Source organism: Streptomyces tagetis, assembly GCF_018069565.1.
GTDB lineage: Bacteria > Actinomycetota > Actinomycetes > Streptomycetales > Streptomycetaceae > Streptomyces > Streptomyces tagetis.
Map to the genome: position 1 here is coordinate 322,436 of NZ_JAGPNL010000009.1, position 19,831 is coordinate 342,266.

The window sequence follows — 19,831 nt, forward strand, 5'->3', positions numbered from 1 at the left end:
CTGTTCTCCTGCACTCCCCCGCTCACCACAACAGGCAGACGCCAAGCGGCCCCGGACGGCGTTGAGGTTGCCGTCCGGGGCCGCGGTCGTGCCGCGATCAGGGCCTGGGAGGGACTACGAATCCCCTCACCGGCTGCTCCTGCGGGTCACGCGACGCGGGCTGCTGCGAACGCCGCCAGGCGGCCACCAGTTGCGCGTAGCGCGGATCAGTCCACTCAGACACGGGCGCCTCGGTTCCCGCGCAGCGACTCCAGGGTCTGCCGGTACAGCGGCCCCGAGTAGTGCACCGCGTCCTCGCGGGTCGGCGCCGACGTCTCGATCAGATCGTGCGCCACCGCCTTCAGCTCCGCCGACCACAGCAGCACGTGCTCCCTGGCGGTCTTCCCGCACTCCTGCGGCTCGCCCGGCAGGCACAGCGGCAAGGGCTGCGACGCCAGCTTATTCAGCGTGTGCCGCACGTACCCCGCGATGCGTGCCCACTCGTCCTCGGTGCGCTCCATGGTCGCCTCTCGGTCAGTCTCCGGCAGGGCTGCCGATCGTAGCGGCCGGGCCGTCGGCTACCCGCGGGTCGCAGTGACCCACCGACGGCACACACGGGCTGCACGGCCCGCACATCGGGAGGAACTGCGGCGGCGTGCAGTTCTGCGCGGGCAGGTTCCGGTGGGCGGCCTGGATCTCGGAGCGGGCCCGGCGCGTGGCCGGCCCCGACCAGATGTCCTCGATCGGAAAGTCCTTGACGTTCCCGAGGCTGATGAACCGGCCCAGCACACACGGCCAGACGTCGCCGTCGGGGCCGATCGCGACCTTACCGTCGGCGCAGTGCCCGCACAGGTCCGCCATCGTGGGCGCCGCTCCCTGGCCGGCCCGGCCGAACGCCCGCCACCGGTCCGCGCCGACGACGGTGAGGCCCAGTTCGTTGAGGTCCTGCTGCGCCTGGAGGGTGCGCTGCTCGGGCCGGACCTGGATGACGCCTCCCCGCAGGGTGAGGCCCAGTTCCTGCGCGCGCTGGATGCCGGCCCGGGTCCGGGCGTGGGAGCCCTTCCGGGCAGTGACCGCGTCGTGGTCGGCGGCGGTGTCGGAGTAGTACGACGTCGCCAGCCTGACGTCATGCTCCACGAACATCTGCCACAGGTGGTCGGGCACGGTCGTGAGGTTGGAGAAGACTTCCACCGTGAGGCCGGCCATCCGGGCGTGGACGATCAGCTCCTCGATGTGCGGGTACAGCAGGGGCTCGCCGCCGATGAACTGCACGTCGCGAGTCCCCATCACCGCGAGCTGGCTGATGGTGTCCTTCCAGTCCGTGCAGGTCATGATGCCGTGCGTGCCGCGCGGGGACGAGTCCGCGTAGCAGTGCGTGCACTCCAGGTTGCAGCGCCCGGTGACTTCGAGCCACGCGAAGCCCAAGGGCAGGGGTAACGTCATCCCATTCGCCTTCCTGTACAGGGGGTGGATGACCCGCCCGGCCGGGCAGACCCGGCAAGGTGCCCCGGCTCGGGCGGGAGTCTGGAAGCCGTTACGACGCGCGCCCCAGGGCCCAGCAGTGGTCGGCCAGGGACCGGACTGTAAGGGCGAGCTTCTGCGCGACGACGTGGCGCTGGTCGAACGTTTCTCCGGGGGACAGTCGCAGCCGCATCCGGGCCTCGCCGACGCAGGCCAGCGCGCAGGTCCGGGGCACGTCGTCTTCCGGGAGACGTGCGGCGATCGTCTCGATCTCGGGGACGGCGCTCTCGATCATTCCGCGCAGCGCCAAGAGCAGGGACTCCAGCTCTTCCGGACTGGGCTCTCTGGCATCGGGTGCGAGCAGCAGGGTGGCTGTTTCCCGCATCGTCGTCGGGTCTACGGGGGCAGCAGCGTGTGGCACGGCGGCACTCCTCGGGTGTCGTCCACGCCCGGGGCCGGTCACGCAGCCGCCGGGGTTTTGTGTCACGGCTCACGTTCGCGCCGTTATTCTGCGAACGCGACGACAGACGAGGCGTCGCTGCGACGGCACACCGGGCGTCATTTCGGTGTCATTCCATCCGTGGGGGAGCTACCGTCGATCACATGGCCACTCCGAACGGAACCCTCCGAGCGGTCCGCATGGGCCTGCTCATGTCCCAAGACGAACTCGCCCGCGCCATCCGCGACGCCGGCCAGCGAGTCGGACAACCCAATGACGCCTCCAAGCGGCTCGTGCAGCGCTGGGAGTCCGGCACCACCGCAGCCCCTCGCCCCGTGTACGCACGTGCGCTGGAGGCGGTCACCGGCCTGCCGATAGAGTCGCTGGGCTTCCCGCCCGCCACGCTCGCCCGGATCTCCGAGGACGGCCAGGGCGGACACGACCTCCAGGACTCACCCGTCGGTGTACCCATCGCGAACGGGACGCTGGCACCGCAAGCGACAGCACGCGGGAACTACTCAGGGGTGTGGCTGTCCACCTACGAGTACGTCTCCAGCGGGCGGGACAACGCCGTCTTCACCGGCAAGCACCACATCGTCCTCCTTCAACACGGCAACCGGCTCACCGGCCGGAGCCTGCCCGGCGCCAGTCTCAACCCGGACAGCCCGCTCACCCTCGACTTGCAGGTGGAGGGAAGCACCGTCACCGGCACGTGGACCGAGCAGACCGCCGCCGAGGGCTACTACCGAGGCGCCCGGTACTTCGGCGCGATCCAGATGCTGGCCGAGCCGACCGGCCGCCGGATGGCCGGCAAGTGGGTGGGGTTCGGGAAGGAGTTCGACGTGAACACGGGGCCGTGGGAGCTGCGGCTACTGGACACGTCGACAGCGAAGGCCACGCTCGACTCGTACAACCGGCCTCCCGAGTAGCCCCTGGACGCACGAAAGCGGCCCCGCCCTCCCCTTCGTGGGGATGCTGTTGGTTGATTCGGGGCCTGGCGTGACGTCGGCCTTCAAGACCCTGTTGTGGTCTTGAAGGCCGACGTTGTCGTATGGGATGGGTGCGGATGTCGATGCAGCCGAAGGGGTCTGGGGAGATCCCGGCGGAGACGGTGCGGGTGGCGCGGGCCGCGTTCCCGAAGGGGAGCCTGGCGATCCGGGTGCGGGACGAGCTGGGGCCGTTGTTCACGGATGAGGTGTCGGACGCCTTCCGGCGCCTGTCTCGGGAGGCCGGGGTTGTCGCCGATCAACCTTCGTGATCTACGCCACGTGGCGGCGACGCTGATCCATGCGGGTGGAGGTGACCTGCATGCGATCAAGGAGACGCTTCGGGACGGGACGGTTCAGCTAGCGTCCGACACGTACACCAGTCTCCTGCCGCAGGTCGACCAGGAGGTGGCGAGGAACGCCGAGGGCATCGTGCCGCGCGCCCGCCGACCCTTGCCGTCCGACACGGCCGCTCACGCAGGGCGCCGAAAACGAGTGAGCGCCCCTTCTGGTCTACACCAGTCGGGGTGCTCGTTCTGCTGGCGAGGGCCGCGTTTCTGACGGCTTTTCCAGTGGGGCGGGTGGGACTCGAACCCACGGCCGACGGATTATGAGTCCGTTGCTCTAACCGGCTGAGCTACCGCCCCATAGCGGCGTGTCGCGTACATGTGTGCGCGCCGTCTGCCGCAGCATAGCCGCTCATACGATCTCCTGCCTCGAATGGTCGGCGCGTCCGGCGCGTTCACGACCATGAGGACTCCGCCGTGCGCTCCGCGGTTCCCGGCGGGGGAAAAACGCCTGGGGAACGCCTGGGGAACCGGTGGGGCGCACAGGAAAAAGGACCCCTGGCGGGGTCCTCGTTCTGCTGCTCCCCCGACTGGACTCGAACCAGTAACCTGCCGGTTAACAGCCGGCTGCTCTGCCAATTGAGCTACGGAGGACCGAGCTCCCCCGACTGGACTCGAACCAGTAACCTGCCGGTTAACAGCCGGCTGCTCTGCCAATTGAGCTACGGAGGAATGCCTCGTCTCGCATCGAACGCACCCGCCTGGGTAACCGCCAGAGGGCGCGCGTTCGCTGCGACACATACATTAGCGCAAGCGGGGGGGTGCTCCCCAATCGGTTCCCCCCGCGCCGAGGAACCACGCAAGGGAAGGGTGGCCACCATGCGTTACCGGCTCACGTTCATCGTGGGGCTCGCCGTCGGCTACGTGCTGGGCACGAAGGCCGGCCGGGAGCGTTACGAGCAGCTCAGGAAGTCCGCCCAGCAGGTCGCGCAGAACCCGGCGGTCCGCAACACCGCGGAGTCGGCGGCGCAGCAGGGCCGCCATTTCGCCGACCTGGCGTACCACGCGGTGAGCGACCGGGTCGGCGACCGGATGCCCGATTCCGTCGCCCAGCGGGTGCGTTCCCTGCGCGAGCGCAACGCGCAGGGCGCGGGCCGGGACGACTGGGGCAGCAGCGCCACCTGAGGCTTCTGCCCCCATGGGGTACGGCATCTCTCGCCGTACGGCAGAATTTCGGTCATGGGGATAGTCGCCGGGTTGGACAGTTCGCCCGATTTCACTCGTATCGTCGTCTGTGATGCGGACACCGGTGCCGTGCTGCGGCAGGGATACGCTCCGCATCCCGTGGAGAGCCCCGAGGGCGGCGGCCGTCCCTCCGACGTCGACCCGCAGGCGTGGCTCCTGTCGCTCGGCGAGGCGGCCGGCGGCGGCCTGCTGGAGGGCGTCCAGGCCATCGGGGTCTCGGCACAGCCCAACGCGGTCGTGCCGCTGGACGCGCAGGGCAACACCGTGCGCCCGGCGATGGTCGGCGGTGACAAACGGGCGCAGGTGGCGGCGGCCGACCTGATCGACGCCTTCGGCGGGCGGGAGGCGTGGGCGCAGTCCGTGGGCAGCGTGCCGCAGGCCGCCCAGGCCGTGACCAAGCTGCGCTGGCTGGCCCGCAGCGAGCCCGAGTCCGCCGCGCGCACCGCGGGCCTGCTCCAGGCCCACGACTGGCTCGTCTGGCAACTGCTGGGCCGCCCGCTGCGCCGCACCACCGACCGGGGCGGCGCCTCGGGCACCGGCTACTGGTCGGCGGCGACCGGCGGCTACCGGCCCGACCTGGTCGAGCTGGCCCTCGGCCGGCAGGTCGTCCTGCCCGAGGTGATCGGGCCCGCCGACGCGGCCGGCACCACCCCGGAGGGGCTGCTGATCTCCGCCGGCACCGGCGAGACCATGGCCGCCGCCTTCGGGCTCGGCATCGGCCTCGGCGACGCGGTCGTCTCGCTCGGCGCCTCCGGTTCGGTGATGGCGGTCCACTCCGAACCGCTCGTCGACCAGTCCGGGATGATCACGGCCCTGGCCGACGCCACCGGCATGCACCTGCCCGTCGTCACCACGCTCAACGCCGTACGGGCCCTGCGCGGCGCCGCCGAGCTGCTCGGCGTGCCGGACCTGGAGACCCTGTCCGGCCTGGCGATGAAGTCGACGCCGGGCTCGCACGGGCTCGTCCTGCTCCCCTACCTGGAGGGCGAGCGGACGCCGAACCTGCCGCACACCGCCGGCACCCTGGCCGGTCTGCGGCGCGAGTCGATGAAGCCGGAGCACCTGGCGCGGGCCTCGTTCGAGGGGATGCTGTGCGGTCTGGCGGACGCGCTGGACGTGCTGCGCGCCCGGGGCGTGGACGTGCGGCGGGTCTTCCTGCTGGGCGCGGCGGCCGAGCTGCCGGCGGTGCAGGAGGTGGCGCCCGCGCTCTTCGGCACGCAGGTCGTCGTCCCGCAGCCGGCCGACTACGCGGCGATCGGCGCCGCCCGCCAGGCGGCCTGGGCGCTCGGCGCCTCGCAGGGCACGCTGGACCCGCGGACTCCCCCGCTCTGGCAGGGCCCGGTCGCCCAGGTGCTGGAGCCGGGCGAGAACCTCGCGGTCGGCCAGGCGGTGCGCCAGCAGTACGTCTCCGTACGCGAGCAGACCCACCCGGGGGCGCTGCGCGCGTAGCCGACGGAGACCGGGAGGCCGGCGGACCAGGAGACCGGCGGACCAGGAGACCGACCGGGAGGCCGGGAGACCGGCAGACCGGGAGCGCGAGGCCGGCAGGCCGAAAGCAGTGGGGGCGGACGAACGCGTGACGCCGGTCCCCGTGGGACGGCACCCCCGCCGCCGGGGCCCGCCGCCGGGGGCCCGCCGCCGCCCCGCCGGAAAATCGGTTGAGGTAACGCCGGTGGAGTGTTCGACGATAGGGGCCAGGGGCAACCACTCGCCCCGTCGCCGACTCCGAGAGACCCAGCGTGCTCATACGATTGCTGCGGGCCCATCTCAGGCCCTACAGGAAACCCATCGCCCTGGTGGTGGTACTCCAGTTCCTCCAGACCTGCGCCACCCTCTACCTGCCCACCCTCAACGCGGACATCATCGACAACGGTGTCGTCCAGGGCGACTCCGGCTACATCATGGGCTTCGGCGCCGTGATGATCGCCATCTCGCTCGCCCAGGTCGTGTGCAACATCGGCGCCGTGTACTTCGGCGCCCGCACGGCCGCCGCGCTCGGCCGGGACGTGCGGGGCGCCGTCTTCGACCGGGTGCAGTCCTTCTCCGCGCGCGAGGTGAGCCACTTCGGGGCGCCCTCGCTGATCACGCGGACCACCAACGACGTCCAGCAGGTCCAGATGCTGGCCCTGATGACGTTCACCCTCATGGTGTCGGCGCCGATCATGTGCGTCGGCGGTGTGGTGCTGGCCCTCGGCCTGGACGTGCCGCTGTCCGGGGTGCTGCTCGGGGTGATCCCGGTGCTGGCGGTCAGCGTGACGCTGATCGTGCGGCGGCTGCGCCCGCTGTTCCGCTCGATGCAGGTGCGGCTGGACACGGTGAACCGGGTGCTGCGCGAGCAGATCACCGGCAACCGCGTGATCCGGGCCTTCGTGCGGGACGCGTACGAGGAGCGGCGCTTCCGCAAGGCCAACGCGGAGCTGACGGACGTGGCGCTCGGCACCGGCAACCTGCTGGCGCTGATGTTCCCGGTGGTCATGACGGTGGTGAACCTGTCGTCGATCGCGGTGGTCTGGTTCGGCGCGCACCGCATCGACAGCGGCGGCATGCAGATCGGCGACCTGACCGCCTTCCTCGCCTATCTGATGCAGATCGTCATGTCCGTGATGATGGCCACCTTCATGTTCATGATGGTGCCGCGCGCCGAGGTGTGCGCCGAGCGCATCCAGGAGGTCCTGGACACCGAGAGCAGTGTGGTGCCGCCGGCCGCGCCCGTCACCGAACTGCGCCGGCGGGGCCGGCTGGAGCTGCGCGGCGCGGGCTTCCGCTACCCCGGCGCCGAGGAGCCCGTGCTGCGTGGCGTCGGCCTGGTGGCGCGGCCCGGCGAGACGACCGCCGTCATCGGCTCGACCGGCAGCGGCAAGACCACGCTGCTCTCCCTGGTGCCCCGGCTCTTCGACGCGACCGAGGGCGAGGTGCTGGTCGACGGGGCGGACGTACGCACCCTCGACCCGGCGCTGCTGGCCCGCACCGTGGGCCTGGTGCCGCAGAAGCCGTACCTGTTCGCCGGCACCGTGGCGACGAACCTGCGCTACGGCAACCCGGACGCCACCGACGGGGAACTGTGGCGGGCGCTGGAGGTGGCGCAGGCCAAGGGGTTCGTCGAGGCGCTGGAGGGCGGGCTGGACGCGCCCATCGCGCAGGGCGGCACCAATGTCTCCGGCGGCCAGCGGCAGCGGCTCGCCATCGCCCGGACGCTGGTGCAGCGCCCGGAGATCTACCTCTTCGACGACTCCTTCTCCGCCCTGGACTACGCGACGGACGCGGCGCTGCGCGCCGAGCTGTCCCGGGAGACGGCCGAGGCGACCGTGGTGATCGTGGCGCAGCGGGTGGCGACCATCCGGGACGCCGACCGGATCATCGTGCTGGACGAGGGCCAGGTGGTCGGCGTCGGCCGGCACCGCGAACTGATGGCCGGGAACGAGACGTACCGGGAGATCGTGCTCTCCCAGCTCACGGAAGCGGAGGCTGCCTGATGGCCGGTCCTGGGGGACGCATGATGGCCGGGGCCGGTCCCGACCAGCGGTCGATGGACTTCGTGGGGTCCGGCAAGCGGCTCATCGGCCGGTTCCGGCCGGAACGGGTGACGATCTGGGCGCTGCTGGCCTGCGTGGTCCTCAGCGTCGGCCTGAGCGTGATCGGGCCGAAGATCCTCGGCAAGGCCACCGACCTGGTCTTCGGCGGCATCGTCGGCCGGGACCTGCCGGCCGGGACCACGAAGGAACAGGTCCTGGAGTCGATGCGGGCGCGCGGCGAGGACCGGATCGCCGACATGCTGCGCGGCACCGACTTCACGCCGGGCCGGGGCATCGACTTCACCGCCGTCGGCCAGGTGCTGCTGCTCGCGCTCGGCACCTTCCTGGTGGCGGGGCTGCTGATGGCGGTGGCGACCCGGCTGGTGAACCGGGCGGTCAACCGGACGATGTTCCGGCTGCGGGAGGACGTGCAGACGAAGCTGTCGCGGCTGCCGCTGTCGTACTTCGACAGCCGTCAGCGCGGTGAGGTGCTGTCCCGGGCGACCAACGACATCGACAACATGGGCCAGACCCTCCAGCAGTCGATGGGTCAGTTGATCAACTCGCTGCTGACCGTGCTCGGCGTGCTGGTGATGATGTTCTACGTCTCCTGGCTCCTCGCCCTGGTGGCGCTGGTGACGGTGCCGCTGTCGTTCGTGGTGGCGACCCGGGTGGGCAGGCGGTCCCAGCCGCACTTCGTGCAGCAGTGGCGCTCCACGGGCCAGTTGAACGCGCACATCGAGGAGATGTACACCGGGCACGCCCTGGTGAAGGTGTTCGGCCGGCAGGAGGAGTCGGCGAAGCAGTTCGCCGAGCAGAACGAGGCGCTGTACGAGGCCGGGTTCCGGGCGCAGTTCAACAGCGGGATCATGCAGCCGCTGATGATGTTCGTGTCGAACCTGAACTACGTGCTGATCGCGGTGGTCGGCGGGCTGCGGGTCGCCTCGGGCACGCTCTCCATCGGCGACGTGCAGGCGTTCATCCAGTACTCCCGGCAGTTCTCGATGCCGCTGACGCAGATCGCGTCGATGGCCAACCTGGTGCAGTCGGGCGTGGCCTCGGCGGAGCGGGTCTTCGAGATCCTCGACGCCGAGGAGCAGTCGGCCGACCCCGTCCCGGGCGTGCGGCCGGAGGAGCTGCGGGGACGGGTCGCGCTGGAGCACGTGTCGTTCCGTTACGACCCCGACACGCCGCTGATCGAGGACCTGTCGCTCACCGTGGAGCCGGGTCACACGGTGGCCATCGTGGGACCGACGGGCGCGGGCAAGACCACGCTGGTCAACCTGCTGATGCGGTTCTACGAGGTCTCCGGCGGGCGGATCACGCTGGACGGCATCGACATCGCGGCGATGTCCCGGGACGAACTGCGTTCCGGCATCGGCATGGTGCTCCAGGACACGTGGCTGTTCGGCGGGACCATAGCGGAGAACATCGCGTACGGGTCCCGGCGCGAGGTCACCCGCGGGGAGATCGAGGAGGCGGCACGGGCCGCGCACGCCGACCGGTTCGTGCGGACGCTGCCCGACGGCTACGACACGGTGCTGGACGACGAGGGCACGGGGGTGAGCGCCGGGGAGAAGCAGCTCGTCACCATCGCGCGGGCCTTCCTGTCCGATCCGGTGATCCTGGTGCTGGACGAGGCGACGAGTTCGGTGGACACCCGCACCGAGGTGCTGATCCAGAAGGCGATGGCCAAACTGGCGCACGGGCGGACGGCGTTCGTCATCGCGCACCGGCTCTCCACCATCCGGGACGCCGACACGATCCTCGTCATGGAGGACGGGTCGATCGTCGAACAGGGCGGGCACGCCGAGCTGCTGGCGGCCGGCGGGGCCTACGCGCGGCTCTACCGGGCGCAGTTCGCCCAGGCGGTGGCCGAGGTCGAGTAGGCCCGGCCGCGGGGCGGCGGGAAGGGGGCGGGGGCCGCGCGGTGCGGCCCCCGTCTCAGTCCAGGTAGCCGCGGAGCTGGTCGGCGAAGGCGTGGTCGCGGAGCTTGCCGAGGGTCTTGGACTCGATCTGCCGGATGCGCTCGCGGGTGACGCCGAAGATCCGGCCGATCTCCTCCAGGGTGCGGGGGCGGCCGTCGGCCAGTCCGTAGCGGAGCTGGACCACCTTGCGTTCGCGTTCGCCGAGGGTCGACAGGACCGCCTCCAGGTGTTCGCGCAGCAGCAGGAAGGCGGCCGACTCGACGGGGCTGGCGGCGTCGCCGTCCTCGATGAGGTCGCCGAGGGCGACGTCGTCCTCCTCGCCGACCGGGGCGTGCAGCGAGACGGGTTCCTGGGCGAGGCGCAGCACCTCGCCGACCCTCTCCGGGGGCAGGCCGAGGTGGGCGGCGACCTCCTCGTGGGTCGGCTCGTGGCCGCGTTCCTGGAGCAGGCGGCGCTGGACGCGGACGACGCGGTTGATGAGCTCGACGACGTGGACGGGGACGCGGATGGTGCGGGCCTGGTCGGCGAGGGCGCGGGACATGGCCTGGCGTATCCACCAGGTGGCGTACGTGGAGAACTTGTAGCCGCGGGCGTAGTCGAACTTCTCCACGGCCCGGATCAGGCCGAGGTTGCCCTCCTGGACGAGGTCGAGCATGGTCAGCCCGCGTCCGACGTACCGTTTCGCCACCGAGACGACCAGGCGCAGGTTGGCCTCGATCAGGCGGCGTTTGGCGACCCGGCCCCGGACGACGAGCCGGTCGAGGTCCGAGGCGAGCCCGCTGTCGAGGTCGGTGGCGAGGCGCAGTTTCTCCTCGGCGAAGAGGCCGGCCTCCACACGGCGGGCGAGTTCGACCTCCTCGGCGGCGGTGAGCAGCGGGATGCGGCCGATCTCGCGCAGGTACTGGCGGAAGAGGTCGGAGGAGGGGCCGCCGGACTCGGCGCGGGCGGGGGCGGGCGGGCCCGCGGCCCGGCGGCGCGGCACGGCGGGGCCGCCGTCCGGGGCGGGGGTGTCGGGGCGGGGGGCGCGGGGCGGGGGCATCGCCACGAGGAGGCCGGTCTGCGCCTCGGGGGCGGCGGTGTCGGCGGGGGTGAGGGTCTGGGTCTGCACGGGGCGACCTCCAGGATGAACGCCGCCGGCGGGGGCGGCGGCGGTACGTCGGGCGGAGCCGGCGGCCTCGCCGCCGCCGTTCGGCGGGCGGGAACGGCACGGCGGGGGTCCGGGACCGTCGGGGGACGGGCCGGCCGCGCTCCGGGGACTCAGGCACCGCACACCAGTGTGGGGTACGACACATCGCCGCCACGAGGGGCGTGCGGTGACTTTTTGCGCCCGGCCCGTGAACGGACGGTCATCGCCGGCGGGCGGGACTCCGGCCGGGGACGGCGGGTGAGGCTGCGGGTGGGGCGGCGGCCGGGCGGCGGGCGACCCGCCCCGTCACAGAGCGCCGGCGCCGTGTTCGCGCAGGGCCTGGTCGTACTGCTGGAGCACCCACAACTCGTTCTGTACGGCGGCGAGTTCGGCCGGGTCGCCCTGGCTGCCGAGCCGGGTGAGGCGGCCGGTGATGTCGCGGATGCGGCGTTCGACGGCCCGGCGGCGGACGGCGACGAGCTGGATGCCGGCGTAGACCTCGTCGACGTCCTTCACCCCGCGGTGCACCATGATCGCCTCGACGGCGAGTTCGGTGACCATGGCGCGCACGGTGTCGTCCGGGGCGGCTTCGCGGACCCGGACCAGGTACTCCTGCGGGTCCTGGACGCCGAACTCGGCGCCGCCGGCCTCCAGGACGGCCTGGCGCACGGCCGCGTAGGGCGGGGCGGTGAACTCGTCCATGCCGTACGCGTCGAAGGCCGGGGAGACCAGTTCGGGCCGCTGGAGGGCGAGTTTGAGCAGTTCGCGTTCGGTGGCGAAGACCGGGTTGCGCAGGGTGAGGGCGGGCCCGCGCGGGGCGGCCGGGGCGGGGGCCGCGTACGCCTCGGCGCCGCCCTGCCGGGGCCGGCCGGGGCCGGGCGCCGGGCCCTTGCCGCCGCGCTCGCGGGCCCAGCGGGCGAGCTGGGCGACGCGCTTGACCACGAACTGGGTGTCCAGGATGCCGAGCATCCCGGCGAGCTGGACGGCGACCTCGTGCTGGGCGCCGCTGTTCTTGATCCGGGCGACGACCGGGGCGGCCTCGTCCAGGGCGGCGGCGCGGCCGGCCGGGGTGTCCAGGTCGTAGCGCGCGGTGATCTGGCGCAGCGCGAACTCGAAGAGCGGGGTGCGCGGTTCGGCCAGGTCGGCGACGGCGTCGTCGCCCTTGGCCAGGCGCAGGTCGCAGGGGTCCATGCCGTCGGGGGCGATGGCGATGTAGGTCTCGGCGGCGAACTTCTGGTCGTCCTCGAAGGCGCGCAGGGCCGCTTTCTGGCCAGCCGCGTCACCGTCGAAGGTGAAGATCACGCGGGCCGAGCCGTTGTCCATGAGGAGCCGGCGCAGGATCTTGATGTGGTCGCCGCCGAAGGCGGTGCCGCAGGTGGCGATGGCCGTGGTGACGCCGGCCAGGTGGCAGGCCATGACGTCGGTGTAGCCCTCGACGACGACCGCGCGGGAGGACTTGGCGATGTCCTTCTTCGCCAGGTCGATGCCGTACAGCACCTGGGACTTGCGGTAGATCGCGGTCTCGGGGGTGTTGAGGTACTTGGGGCCGTTGTCGGACTCGTAGAGCTTGCGGGCGCCGAAGCCGACGACGTCGCCGCCGATGTCGCGGATGGGCCACATCAGCCTCCCGCGGAAGCGGTCGATGGGGCCCCGGCGGCCCTCCTGGGAGAGGCCGGACAGCAGCAGTTCCTTGTCGCTGAAGCCCTTGCCGCGCAGGTAGCGGGTGAGGTGGTCCCAGCCCTGGGGGCTGTAGCCGACGCCGAAGTGCTCGGCGGCGGCCTGGTCGAAGCCCCGGTCGGCGAGGAAGGCGCGGCCGGTGTCCGCCTCGGCGCCGCCGGCGAGCTGCTCGGCGTACCACTGGGCGGCGGCCTTGTGCGCCTCGACCAGGCGGATGCGTTCGCCGCGCTGGTGGGCGGGGTTGTAGCCGCCCTCCTCGTAGCGCAGGGTGATGCCGGCCTGGGCGGCCAGCCGTTCGACCGCCTCGGAGAAGGTGAGGTGGTCGATCTTCATCACGAAGGTGAGGGTGTCGCCGCCCTCCTGGCAGCCGAAGCAGTGGAAGAGTCCCTTGCTCGGGCTGACCTGGAAGGACGGGGACTTCTCGTCGTGGAAGGGGCACAGGCCCTTCAGGTTGCCGCCGCCCGCGTTCCGCAACTGGAGGTACTCGGAGACGACGGCGTCGATCGGGACCGCGTCCCGTACCGCCTTCACGTCCTCGTCGTTGATCCGTCCTGCCACGCCTGAAGTCTACGGTGGCCGCTCCCGGCGCCGGGTCCCGGCCGCACTGCGTGCCTGGTCGTGGCGCCGGGGCGGGTCCCCCGGGGTCGCTACCCGGCGAGGCGGTCGAGCGGGACGTGCGGGTCGGCCAGGGCCTCGGTGTCCACCGGGACGCGGTCGCGGATGAGCCGCTGGACGGCGTCGGTGACGTCCCACACGTTGACGTTCATCCCGGCCAGCACCCGGCCCTCCTTCACCCAGAAGGCGATGAACTCGCGCTTGGCGGCGTCCCCGCGGATCACCACCTCGTCGTAGGAGCCCGGCGGCGCCCAGCCGGAGTACTCCATGCCGAGGTCGTACTGGTCGGAGAAGAAGTAGGGCACGCGGTCGTAGGTGACGTCCTGGCCGAGCATCGCGCGGGCCGCGGCCGGGCCGCCGTTGAGCGCGTTGGCCCAGTGCTCCACGCGCAGCCGGGAGGCGAAGAGGGCGTGCGGGAAGGAGGCCACGTCGCCGGCGGCGAAGATGTCGGGGTCGGAGGTGCGCAGCCTCTCGTCGACGACGATGCCGCCGCCGTACGCCCGGTCGGCGATCTCCAGCCCGGCCGCCTGGGCGAGGGAGGTGCGGGGGGCGGCGCCGATCGCGGCGAGCACGTCGTGCGCGGGGTGCTCCTCGCCGTCGTCGGTACGGGCGGCGAGGACCATGCCGTCCTGGCCGACGATCTCGGTGAGCCGTACGCCGAAGCGGAAGCGGACGCCGTGTGCCTGGTGGAGTTCGCCGAAGAGGGCGCCCAGCTCGGGGCCGAGGACGCTGTGCAGCGGGGTGGGGCCGGGCTCGACGACGGTGACCTCGGCCCCGTACTGGCGGGCCGCCGCCGCGACCTCCAGGCCGATCCAGCCGGCGCCGGCGATCACCAGGTGGCCGTTGTCCCGGCCGAGGGAGGCGAGGACGCCCTTGAGCCGCTCGGCGTGGGCGAGGCGGCGCAGGTGGTGGACGCCGGCCAGGTCGGTGCCGGGCACGTCGAGGCGGCGGGGCTCGGCGCCGGTGGCGATGAGCAGCTTGTCGTAGGAGGCGCGGGTGCCGTCGTCGCCGTAGTGCACGGTCTTCGCGGCCCGGTCGACGGCGACGACGGTCTGGCCGAGGTGGAGTTCGACGTCGTGCCGCGCGTACCAGGCGGGCTCGTGCACGAAGACGCTGTCGCGGTCCTCCTTGCCGAGCAGGTAGCCCTTGGACAGCGGCGGGCGCTCGTAGGGGTGGTCGCGCTCGTCGCTGATGAGGATCACCCGTCCGGTGAAGCCCTCGGTACGGAGCGTCTCGGCCGCCTTCGCGCCCGCCAGACCTCCTCCGACGATGACGAATGTCTGATCCGCGTCGACCACTTGTTGCCTCCTCGTCAGGGTGCCGCCACATGCGAGCGTCCCGCACCCTGCGTGGCGCGGGAAGGGGGAGTGACCCGATCAGGCCAGGAAGATCGGCGCCCCGGGGGGTTTCGGGGGCGTCCGGGTCACCGCAGTCCCGCCAGTCTCACGGATGCCCGGTCAGCCGCGCGTGAAGCGAGCGGGCCGAGGCGTCCGTGAGGGAGGAGATCTGGTCCACGATCACCCGTTTGCGGGCGCGGTCGTCGCCGGCCGCGTCGAACAGGGCGCGGAACTGGGGGTCGAGGCCGTCCGGGGCGCGGGCGGTGAGCGCCTCGGCGAGTTCGGCGACGACGACCCGCTGGTCGGCGCGGAGCTTCTCCTGCTCGGCGCGCTGCATGACGTACCGGTCGGCGACCGCCTTGAGGACGGCGCACTCCATCCGGGTCGCGCGGGGCACCACCAGTTCGGCCGTGTACCGGGTGAGGCGGCCGGAGCCCCAGGCGGCCCGGGTGGCGCCCTCGGCGGCGAGGCAGAAGCGGCCGATGAGCTGGCTGGTGGCGTCCTTCAGCCGGGCCTGGGCGACGGCGGTGCCGTCGTAGCCGTGCGGCCACCAGTCCTGGGCGAGGAGGCGGTCGAGGGCGGCGGCGAGTTCCGCCGGGTCGCCGTCCGGGGCGTAGCGGGCGGCGGCGACCGCGAAGACGTCCTCGCGTTCGGGGTCGGCCAGCAGGCAGTTCGGGTCGATGTGCCCGGCGTGCAGCCCGTCCTCCACGTCGTGCACCGAGTACGCCACGTCGTCGGCCCAGTCCATGACCTGGGCCTCGAAGCAGGTGCGGGTGCCCGGGGCGCCCTCGCGGAGCCAGGCGAAGACGGGCAGGTCGTCCTCGTAGACGCCGAACTTGGCGGAGGCCGGGCCGGTGGGGTGGGCGCCGCGCGGCCAGGGGTACTTGGTGGCGGCGTCGAGGGCGGCGCGGGTGAGGTTGAGGCCGACGCTGACGGCTTCGCCGGTGTCCGGGTCGGTGACGAACCGTTTCGGTTCGATGCGGGTGAGCAGCCTGAGCGACTGGGCGTTGCCCTCGAAGCCGCCGCAGTCCTCGGCGAACTCGTTCAGCGCCTGTTCGCCGTTGTGGCCGAAGGGCGGGTGGCCGAGGTCGTGGGAGAGGCAGGCCGCCTCGACGAGGTCGGGGTCGCAGCCGAGGGCGGCGCCCAGTTCCCGGCCGACCTGGGCGCACTCCAGGGAGTGGGTGAGCCGGGTGCGGGGGCTGGCGTCCCAGGCCGGCAGGGGGCCGGTCACGCCCGGGGTGACGACCTGGGTCTTCCCGGCCAGCCGGCGCAGCGCGGCCGAGTGCAGCACGCGGGCGCGGTCCCGCTGGAAGGCGGTGCGGCCGGGCCGTTTGTCCGGCTCGGCGGCCCAGCGGGCCAGGGACTCGGGGTCGTAGAGCGCGGGGGCGGGGGTGGGGGACGCGGGGTGAGCGGTGCCTTCCATGTCTCCGACAGTACGGGGGCGGCGGGCGCCGGGCGGGGCGAGGGGCCGGGCCGCCTCCGGCGGGGGGCGGGGGAACGGGGTCGCGTTCGGCCGGGGGCGGCGTGCGGGGGCCGGGGGGGGCGGGTCGCCTCCGGCGGGCGGCGTACGGGGGCGGGGGACGGGTCGCATCCGGCGGGGGCGGGCGGGTCGCCTCCGGCGAGGGCGTGCGGGGGCGTGCGAGGGGGCGGGGCCGCAGGACCGTTCGGCTGGGGTGATCACCCGTTCACAGGTCCGGCGGGGGCGGTTCCGGATCTTTCCCGGTGCCGGCGGCGGCGGCGCCGGTGACCTGGCCAAACGGCGCGGGGCGTCAGGGCGCCGGGGCCGCGGGTGACACCCGTTCATCCCATTCCTGACCGGAGTTCAGGGAGCGGGCCGGGTGCGGTGGGCCTTTCCTCGGAAGGGCAGGGCCACCGATGACGCTCGAAGGAGCACCGATGCGACGTACCGCCCGCCTGCTGACCGGTACCGCGCTCGCCGTCGCGGCGGCGGGTCTCGCCACCGCCCCGGCCGCGTACGCCGGGGACGGCGCGGCCCCGGGCCGCCTGGACGTGTACCCGTCCTCGGTCGTGCCGGGCGACGGCGCGACGGTGAACACCGCGGCCTGCGGCGAGAGCGGCTCGGCGGCGGGCGACGCCACCGCGGTGGGCGGCGGCACCTTCGCGCTGGCGCCGACCACGCACCGGGGCGAGGCGATCGGCCGGTTCACGGTGCCGTCGAGCGCGCAGCCGGGGACGTACGAGATCGTCGCCACCTGCGGCGAGAGCGGGCGGCGGGTCGCCGGCGACCTGGAGGTCACGCTGACCTCGGCGGCCCAGGTGCATCCGCGGGGGAGTGTGAAGACGGGGGTCGGCGGCGCGCTCGGCCCCGGCCCCGTGCAGACCGCGGCGGGCGTGACGGCTCTCGCCGTCGCCGCCGCGGGCGGTACCTGGCTCCTGCATCGCCGGGCGAGAGGCGACGGGATCTGACGGGCACCCTCCGCCGCCCGTCCACCGGTACCGCACGCCCCGCCCCTCCGGGTCCGACGCCCCTCGCGGCCCGGAGGGGACGGGGAACCCGGACCCGGCCGGGCCCAGACCGGGGCAGGCCGGGCCCAATTGGGTCCAGACCGAGCCCGGACCGGGCCCAGGCGGGTCCAGACCGGGCCCAGGCCGGTCCGGCCCGCGCCGGGATCGAGGAACCCGAGGAAGACCGGGCCACCGGACCCGGGGACATCCGAGAAGGGGGACGTTCATGCGCAAGACAGGCGACGCCGCGATAGCCACCGTCACCGTGGTCGCCCTGTGCGCCGGAGCCTGGCTGCTGAGCGGCGGCTCCGGGACCGGCGCCCCGCCGCAGCCCTCCCCCGCCCAGGCCGCCGGCACCGGCGCCGGCCGGGACACGGGGACGTCCGCCTCCCCGGCGCTGCCGCCCTCGCCGCCCGACCGGGTCCGGATACCGGCGATCGGCGTGGACGCCCCGCTGACCGGCCTCGGCCTCACCCACTCCGGCAGCCTCGACGTCCCGCCGCCGCAGAAGAAGAACCTGGCCGGCTGGTACGAGGCCGGTGCCACCCCCGGCGAGCGCGGCACCGCGATCGTCGCCGGACACGTCGACAACGCCGAGGGCCCCGCCGTCTTCTACCGGCTCGGCGCGCTGGACAAGGGCGACGCGATCGAGGTGGTCCGGCGCGACGGGGGCGTGGCGGTGTTCACGGTGGACGCGGTGGAGGTGTACGCGGCGACCGACTTCCCGGACGAGAAGGTGTACGGCACCGCGGCCCGGCCCGAGCTGCGCGTCATCACCTGCGGCGGCGGCTACCGCAAGGGCACCGGCTACCAGGGCAACGTGGTCGTCTTCGCCCACCTCACCGGCAGCCGCTGACCTCTCGGGACCGGCGCCTCAGGCCACCCACTGCTCGTACGCCAGGTTCGCCACCAGGGCGAAGACGACGGTCAGCAGGACGATACGGACGAAGCCGCTGCCCTTCTTCAGGGCGGTGTGCGCGCCGAGGGTCCCGCCGGCCAGGTTGAAGACGGCCATCAGGGCGGCGAGCTGCCACAGGACCGCGCCCTGCCAGGCGAACATCGCCAGGGCACCCGCGTTGGTGCAGCAGTTGACGATCTTGGCGGTGGCGGAGGCGGTGACCAGGTCCTGGTGGAGGACGGCGGTGAGCGCCAGTACCAGGAAGGTGCCGGTGCCGGGGCCGATGAGGCCGTCGTAGAAGCCGATGCCGAGGCCGGCCAGGCCGATCGCGGCCAGGACGCGGCGGCGGGTGACCGGGCCGGGCGCGGGGGCGGTGCCGAAGGCGGGCCGCAGGATCACGAAGGCCGCGACCCCGAGCAGCACGACCATGATCACGGGTTTGAGGACCTCGGTGCTCATCCCGGCCGCGAAGAAGGCGCCGCCGGACGATCCGGCGAGGGCGGCCACTCCGATCCGTACGGCCATGGCGACGTCGACCGGCGCCTTGCGGGCGTAGGTCACCGCGGCGCCGGTGGTGCCGACGATGGCGACGGCCTTGTTGGTGCCGAGGGCGTGCGCGGCCGGGGTGCCGGCGGGCAGTCCGAGCAGCAGCGCCGGCAGCAGCAGGAGCCCGCCGCCGCCGACCACGGCGTCGATCCAGCCGGCCGCGAACGCGGCGAGGCACAGCAGGACGACGACGGTCAGCGATATGTCGGGCATGATCATGACCCTAGGAAGCGGATGGGTGTGCCGTCCATGGACCTGAGCGACTTCTGAGGTTGCCCGGGGCCCGCCCGCCGGCCCTCCCGGCACGCTCCCGGCCCCCTCCCGAGCACCCGGCCGACGCCGGCGGCCGACGCTCCCCCGGTCGACGCCCCGGCCGGTGGCCCCGGCCGACGCCCCCCGGTCGCCGGCCCCGCGCCCCCTCACCGCGCCCCCGTACTCCCTCCACCACCCCCGCACATCCGCACGCCCCCTCGCGCCCCCGTTGCCGCGCCACCCCGGAGGGCGTTCCGCGGTTGTCCCGGATGCGGGTCACGGCGCTCCCCCGCTGGTCGGGGCGGCGCCGGGCCGGTCGGCCACCCGGCCGGGCCGCGTCCCGCACTCGCCGGACCGGACGGAGAGCCACCGCACGGTCACGTCACGTTCTCGTCACGGGACCTCCATACCCTCTCCACATTGACGCGATCCCAGTACCTTCTGAGCCACTCAATTCCCACCAATCCACTCCATTTTCAGGACTGTTGATGAGCCTCCCGCGCAAGCCCGCCGCCGCTGCCCTCGCCGCACTGGCGCTGGCCGCCCTGCCGTCCGTCGCCGCGGCGCACGACGGCAACCACCCGTTCGCGAACTGCTCCGAGGCGTACGCCCACGGGTACGCGAACATCCCCGAGAGCGACTCCCACTACGGCAAGCACCTGGACCGCGACAACGACGGCGTGGGCTGCGACAAGCCGCCCGCCGGCTTCGTGCCGGCCCAGGACCGGGACGGCGGGGGCGCCACCGGCTCCGGCTCCGGCCGGGGCGGCACCGTCACCAACGAGGCCGGGCAGAAGGGCACCGACCTCGCCGAGACCGGCGGCAACAGCGCCACCCCGTACCTGGCGGCGGGCGGCGCGGCCGTCGCCCTCGCCGGCGGCGGCCTCCTCGTGGCCTCCCGCAGGCGCCGGGCCGGCGCCGGCGGCTGACCCGGCCGCCGCCGACGGGCCTCCGTTCCCTTTCCTCCGGGGACCCGGTGGGCCGGGCGCACGCACGAGAGGCGGCTCCCCCGCACGGGAGCCGCCTCTTCACTTGGGTCCGGAGCCGCCGCCGATCGGTGAGGGTGGTCGGGTGACA

Annotated in this window: 16 protein-coding genes and 3 tRNA genes; 8 read left to right on the plus strand and 11 right to left on the minus strand. The window is 73.2% G+C overall.

Annotated features, from left to right (window positions below; translation table 11 throughout):
* Positions 1 to 215: 215 nt before the first annotated feature.
* From J5Y05_RS27640 to J5Y05_RS27650, 3 genes are all read right to left on the minus strand, one after another.
* Entirely contained in the window at positions 216 to 500 is a 285-nt protein-coding gene (locus tag J5Y05_RS27640) for a hypothetical protein (protein ID WP_210875885.1), read from the minus strand.
* 13 nt (positions 501 to 513) lie between these two features.
* The gene (locus J5Y05_RS27645; RefSeq protein ID WP_210875887.1) at positions 514 to 1,422 is read right to left on the minus strand and encodes a radical SAM/SPASM domain-containing protein; all 909 of its coding nucleotides are present in this window, start codon (positions 1,420 to 1,422) and stop codon (positions 514 to 516) included.
* A 91-nt stretch (positions 1,423 to 1,513) separates the two neighbouring features.
* Positions 1,514 to 1,825, minus strand: a complete 312-nt coding sequence (locus J5Y05_RS27650; protein WP_247615392.1) for a DUF6415 family natural product biosynthesis protein — start codon at positions 1,823 to 1,825, stop codon at positions 1,514 to 1,516.
* 218 nt (positions 1,826 to 2,043) lie between these two features.
* On the opposite strand from J5Y05_RS27650, the gene J5Y05_RS27655 reads away from it, so the two are divergent.
* The gene (locus tag J5Y05_RS27655; protein ID WP_210875890.1) at positions 2,044 to 2,808 is read left to right on the plus strand and encodes a helix-turn-helix domain-containing protein; all 765 of its coding nucleotides are present in this window, start codon (positions 2,044 to 2,046) and stop codon (positions 2,806 to 2,808) included.
* Positions 2,809 to 3,438: 630 nt separating this feature from the next.
* Here the strand turns inward: J5Y05_RS27655 and J5Y05_RS27665 are convergent.
* The 3 genes from J5Y05_RS27665 to J5Y05_RS27675 all read right to left on the minus strand — a co-directional run bounded on the left by J5Y05_RS27665 (position 3,439) and on the right by J5Y05_RS27675 (position 3,884).
* Positions 3,439 to 3,512: transfer RNA gene (locus J5Y05_RS27665), tRNA-Ile, on the minus strand.
* A gap of 221 nt (positions 3,513 to 3,733) precedes the next feature.
* Positions 3,734 to 3,806: transfer RNA gene (locus J5Y05_RS27670), tRNA-Asn, on the minus strand.
* Positions 3,807 to 3,811: 5 nt separating this feature from the next.
* A tRNA-Asn gene (locus J5Y05_RS27675) sits at positions 3,812 to 3,884 on the minus strand.
* Between the two features lie 147 nt (positions 3,885 to 4,031).
* On the opposite strand from J5Y05_RS27675, the gene J5Y05_RS27680 reads away from it, so the two are divergent.
* The 4 genes from J5Y05_RS27680 to J5Y05_RS27695 all read left to right on the plus strand — a co-directional run bounded on the left by J5Y05_RS27680 (position 4,032) and on the right by J5Y05_RS27695 (position 9,798).
* A complete protein-coding gene (locus J5Y05_RS27680) occupies positions 4,032 to 4,337 on the plus strand; it encodes a YtxH domain-containing protein (protein WP_210875892.1) in 306 nt (101 codons plus the stop codon).
* A gap of 54 nt (positions 4,338 to 4,391) precedes the next feature.
* Positions 4,392 to 5,846: an FGGY family carbohydrate kinase gene (locus tag J5Y05_RS27685; RefSeq protein WP_210875894.1), complete on the plus strand. Its 1,455-nt coding sequence runs from the start codon at positions 4,392 to 4,394 to the stop codon at positions 5,844 to 5,846.
* 290 nt (positions 5,847 to 6,136) lie between these two features.
* The gene (locus J5Y05_RS27690; RefSeq protein ID WP_210875896.1) at positions 6,137 to 7,870 is read left to right on the plus strand and encodes an ABC transporter ATP-binding protein; all 1,734 of its coding nucleotides are present in this window, start codon (positions 6,137 to 6,139) and stop codon (positions 7,868 to 7,870) included.
* On the plus strand, positions 7,870 to 9,798 hold the full coding sequence (locus J5Y05_RS27695) for an ABC transporter ATP-binding protein (protein ID WP_210875898.1): 1,929 nt from the start codon (positions 7,870 to 7,872) through the stop codon (positions 9,796 to 9,798). The genes J5Y05_RS27690 and J5Y05_RS27695 overlap by 1 nt, the downstream gene beginning before the upstream one ends.
* Before the next feature lie 55 nt (positions 9,799 to 9,853).
* Here J5Y05_RS27695 and J5Y05_RS27700 read toward each other — a convergent pair whose 3' ends face one another.
* From J5Y05_RS27700 to J5Y05_RS27715, 4 genes are all read right to left on the minus strand, one after another.
* Complete coding sequence (locus tag J5Y05_RS27700) at positions 9,854 to 10,945, minus strand: RNA polymerase sigma factor (RefSeq protein ID WP_372450529.1); 1,092 nt, start codon at positions 10,943 to 10,945, stop codon at positions 9,854 to 9,856.
* Positions 10,946 to 11,269: 324 nt separating this feature from the next.
* Positions 11,270 to 13,198, minus strand: a complete 1,929-nt coding sequence (gene dnaG / locus J5Y05_RS27705) for a DNA primase (RefSeq protein ID WP_210875900.1) — start codon at positions 13,196 to 13,198, stop codon at positions 11,270 to 11,272.
* 89 nt (positions 13,199 to 13,287) lie between these two features.
* Complete coding sequence (locus J5Y05_RS27710; RefSeq protein WP_210875902.1) at positions 13,288 to 14,553, minus strand: NAD(P)/FAD-dependent oxidoreductase; 1,266 nt, start codon at positions 14,551 to 14,553, stop codon at positions 13,288 to 13,290.
* 145 nt (positions 14,554 to 14,698) lie between these two features.
* Entirely contained in the window at positions 14,699 to 16,015 is a 1,317-nt protein-coding gene (locus tag J5Y05_RS27715; RefSeq protein WP_210875904.1) for a deoxyguanosinetriphosphate triphosphohydrolase, read from the minus strand.
* A 473-nt stretch (positions 16,016 to 16,488) separates the two neighbouring features.
* Here J5Y05_RS27715 and J5Y05_RS27720 point away from each other — a divergent pair, with 473 nt between their 5' ends.
* Positions 16,489 to 17,019 (plus strand): hypothetical protein, encoded by a 531-nt coding sequence (locus J5Y05_RS27720; RefSeq protein ID WP_210875906.1) that lies wholly within the window; start codon positions 16,489 to 16,491, stop codon positions 17,017 to 17,019.
* A 265-nt stretch (positions 17,020 to 17,284) separates the two neighbouring features.
* Complete coding sequence (locus J5Y05_RS27725) at positions 17,285 to 17,914, plus strand: class F sortase (protein ID WP_210875908.1); 630 nt, start codon at positions 17,285 to 17,287, stop codon at positions 17,912 to 17,914.
* A gap of 18 nt (positions 17,915 to 17,932) precedes the next feature.
* On the opposite strand, the gene J5Y05_RS27730 is transcribed toward J5Y05_RS27725, so the two are convergent.
* Entirely contained in the window at positions 17,933 to 18,715 is a 783-nt protein-coding gene (locus J5Y05_RS27730) for a sulfite exporter TauE/SafE family protein (protein WP_210875910.1), read from the minus strand.
* A gap of 527 nt (positions 18,716 to 19,242) precedes the next feature.
* Here J5Y05_RS27730 and J5Y05_RS27735 point away from each other — a divergent pair.
* On the plus strand, positions 19,243 to 19,683 hold the full coding sequence (locus J5Y05_RS27735) for an excalibur calcium-binding domain-containing protein (RefSeq protein ID WP_210875912.1): 441 nt from the start codon (positions 19,243 to 19,245) through the stop codon (positions 19,681 to 19,683).
* The last annotated feature ends 148 nt before the right edge of the window (positions 19,684 to 19,831 follow it).

Excerpts from the sequence above, each read along its gene's own strand:
- J5Y05_RS27715 (WP_210875904.1), bottom strand. The coding sequence starts at position 16,015 with ATGGAAGGCACCGCTCACCCCGCGTCCCCCACCCCCGCCCCCGCGCTC.
- J5Y05_RS27695 (WP_210875898.1), top strand. The coding sequence starts at position 7,870 with ATGGCCGGTCCTGGGGGACGCATGATGGCCGGGGCCGGTCCCGACCAG.
- J5Y05_RS27645 (WP_210875887.1), bottom strand. The coding sequence starts at position 1,422 with ATGACGTTACCCCTGCCCTTGGGCTTCGCGTGGCTCGAAGTCACCGGG.
- J5Y05_RS27725 (WP_210875908.1), top strand. The coding sequence starts at position 17,285 with ATGCGCAAGACAGGCGACGCCGCGATAGCCACCGTCACCGTGGTCGCC.
- J5Y05_RS27735 (WP_210875912.1), top strand. The coding sequence starts at position 19,243 with ATGAGCCTCCCGCGCAAGCCCGCCGCCGCTGCCCTCGCCGCACTGGCG.
- J5Y05_RS27640 (WP_210875885.1), bottom strand. The coding sequence starts at position 500 with ATGGAGCGCACCGAGGACGAGTGGGCACGCATCGCGGGGTACGTGCGG.
- J5Y05_RS27720 (WP_210875906.1), top strand. The coding sequence starts at position 16,489 with ATGCGACGTACCGCCCGCCTGCTGACCGGTACCGCGCTCGCCGTCGCG.
- J5Y05_RS27730 (WP_210875910.1), bottom strand. The coding sequence starts at position 18,715 with ATGCCCGACATATCGCTGACCGTCGTCGTCCTGCTGTGCCTCGCCGCG.
- J5Y05_RS27655 (WP_210875890.1), top strand. The coding sequence starts at position 2,044 with ATGGCCACTCCGAACGGAACCCTCCGAGCGGTCCGCATGGGCCTGCTC.
- J5Y05_RS27680 (WP_210875892.1), top strand. The coding sequence starts at position 4,032 with ATGCGTTACCGGCTCACGTTCATCGTGGGGCTCGCCGTCGGCTACGTG.
- J5Y05_RS27685 (WP_210875894.1), top strand. The coding sequence starts at position 4,392 with ATGGGGATAGTCGCCGGGTTGGACAGTTCGCCCGATTTCACTCGTATC.
- J5Y05_RS27650 (WP_247615392.1), bottom strand. The coding sequence starts at position 1,825 with ATGCGGGAAACAGCCACCCTGCTGCTCGCACCCGATGCCAGAGAGCCC.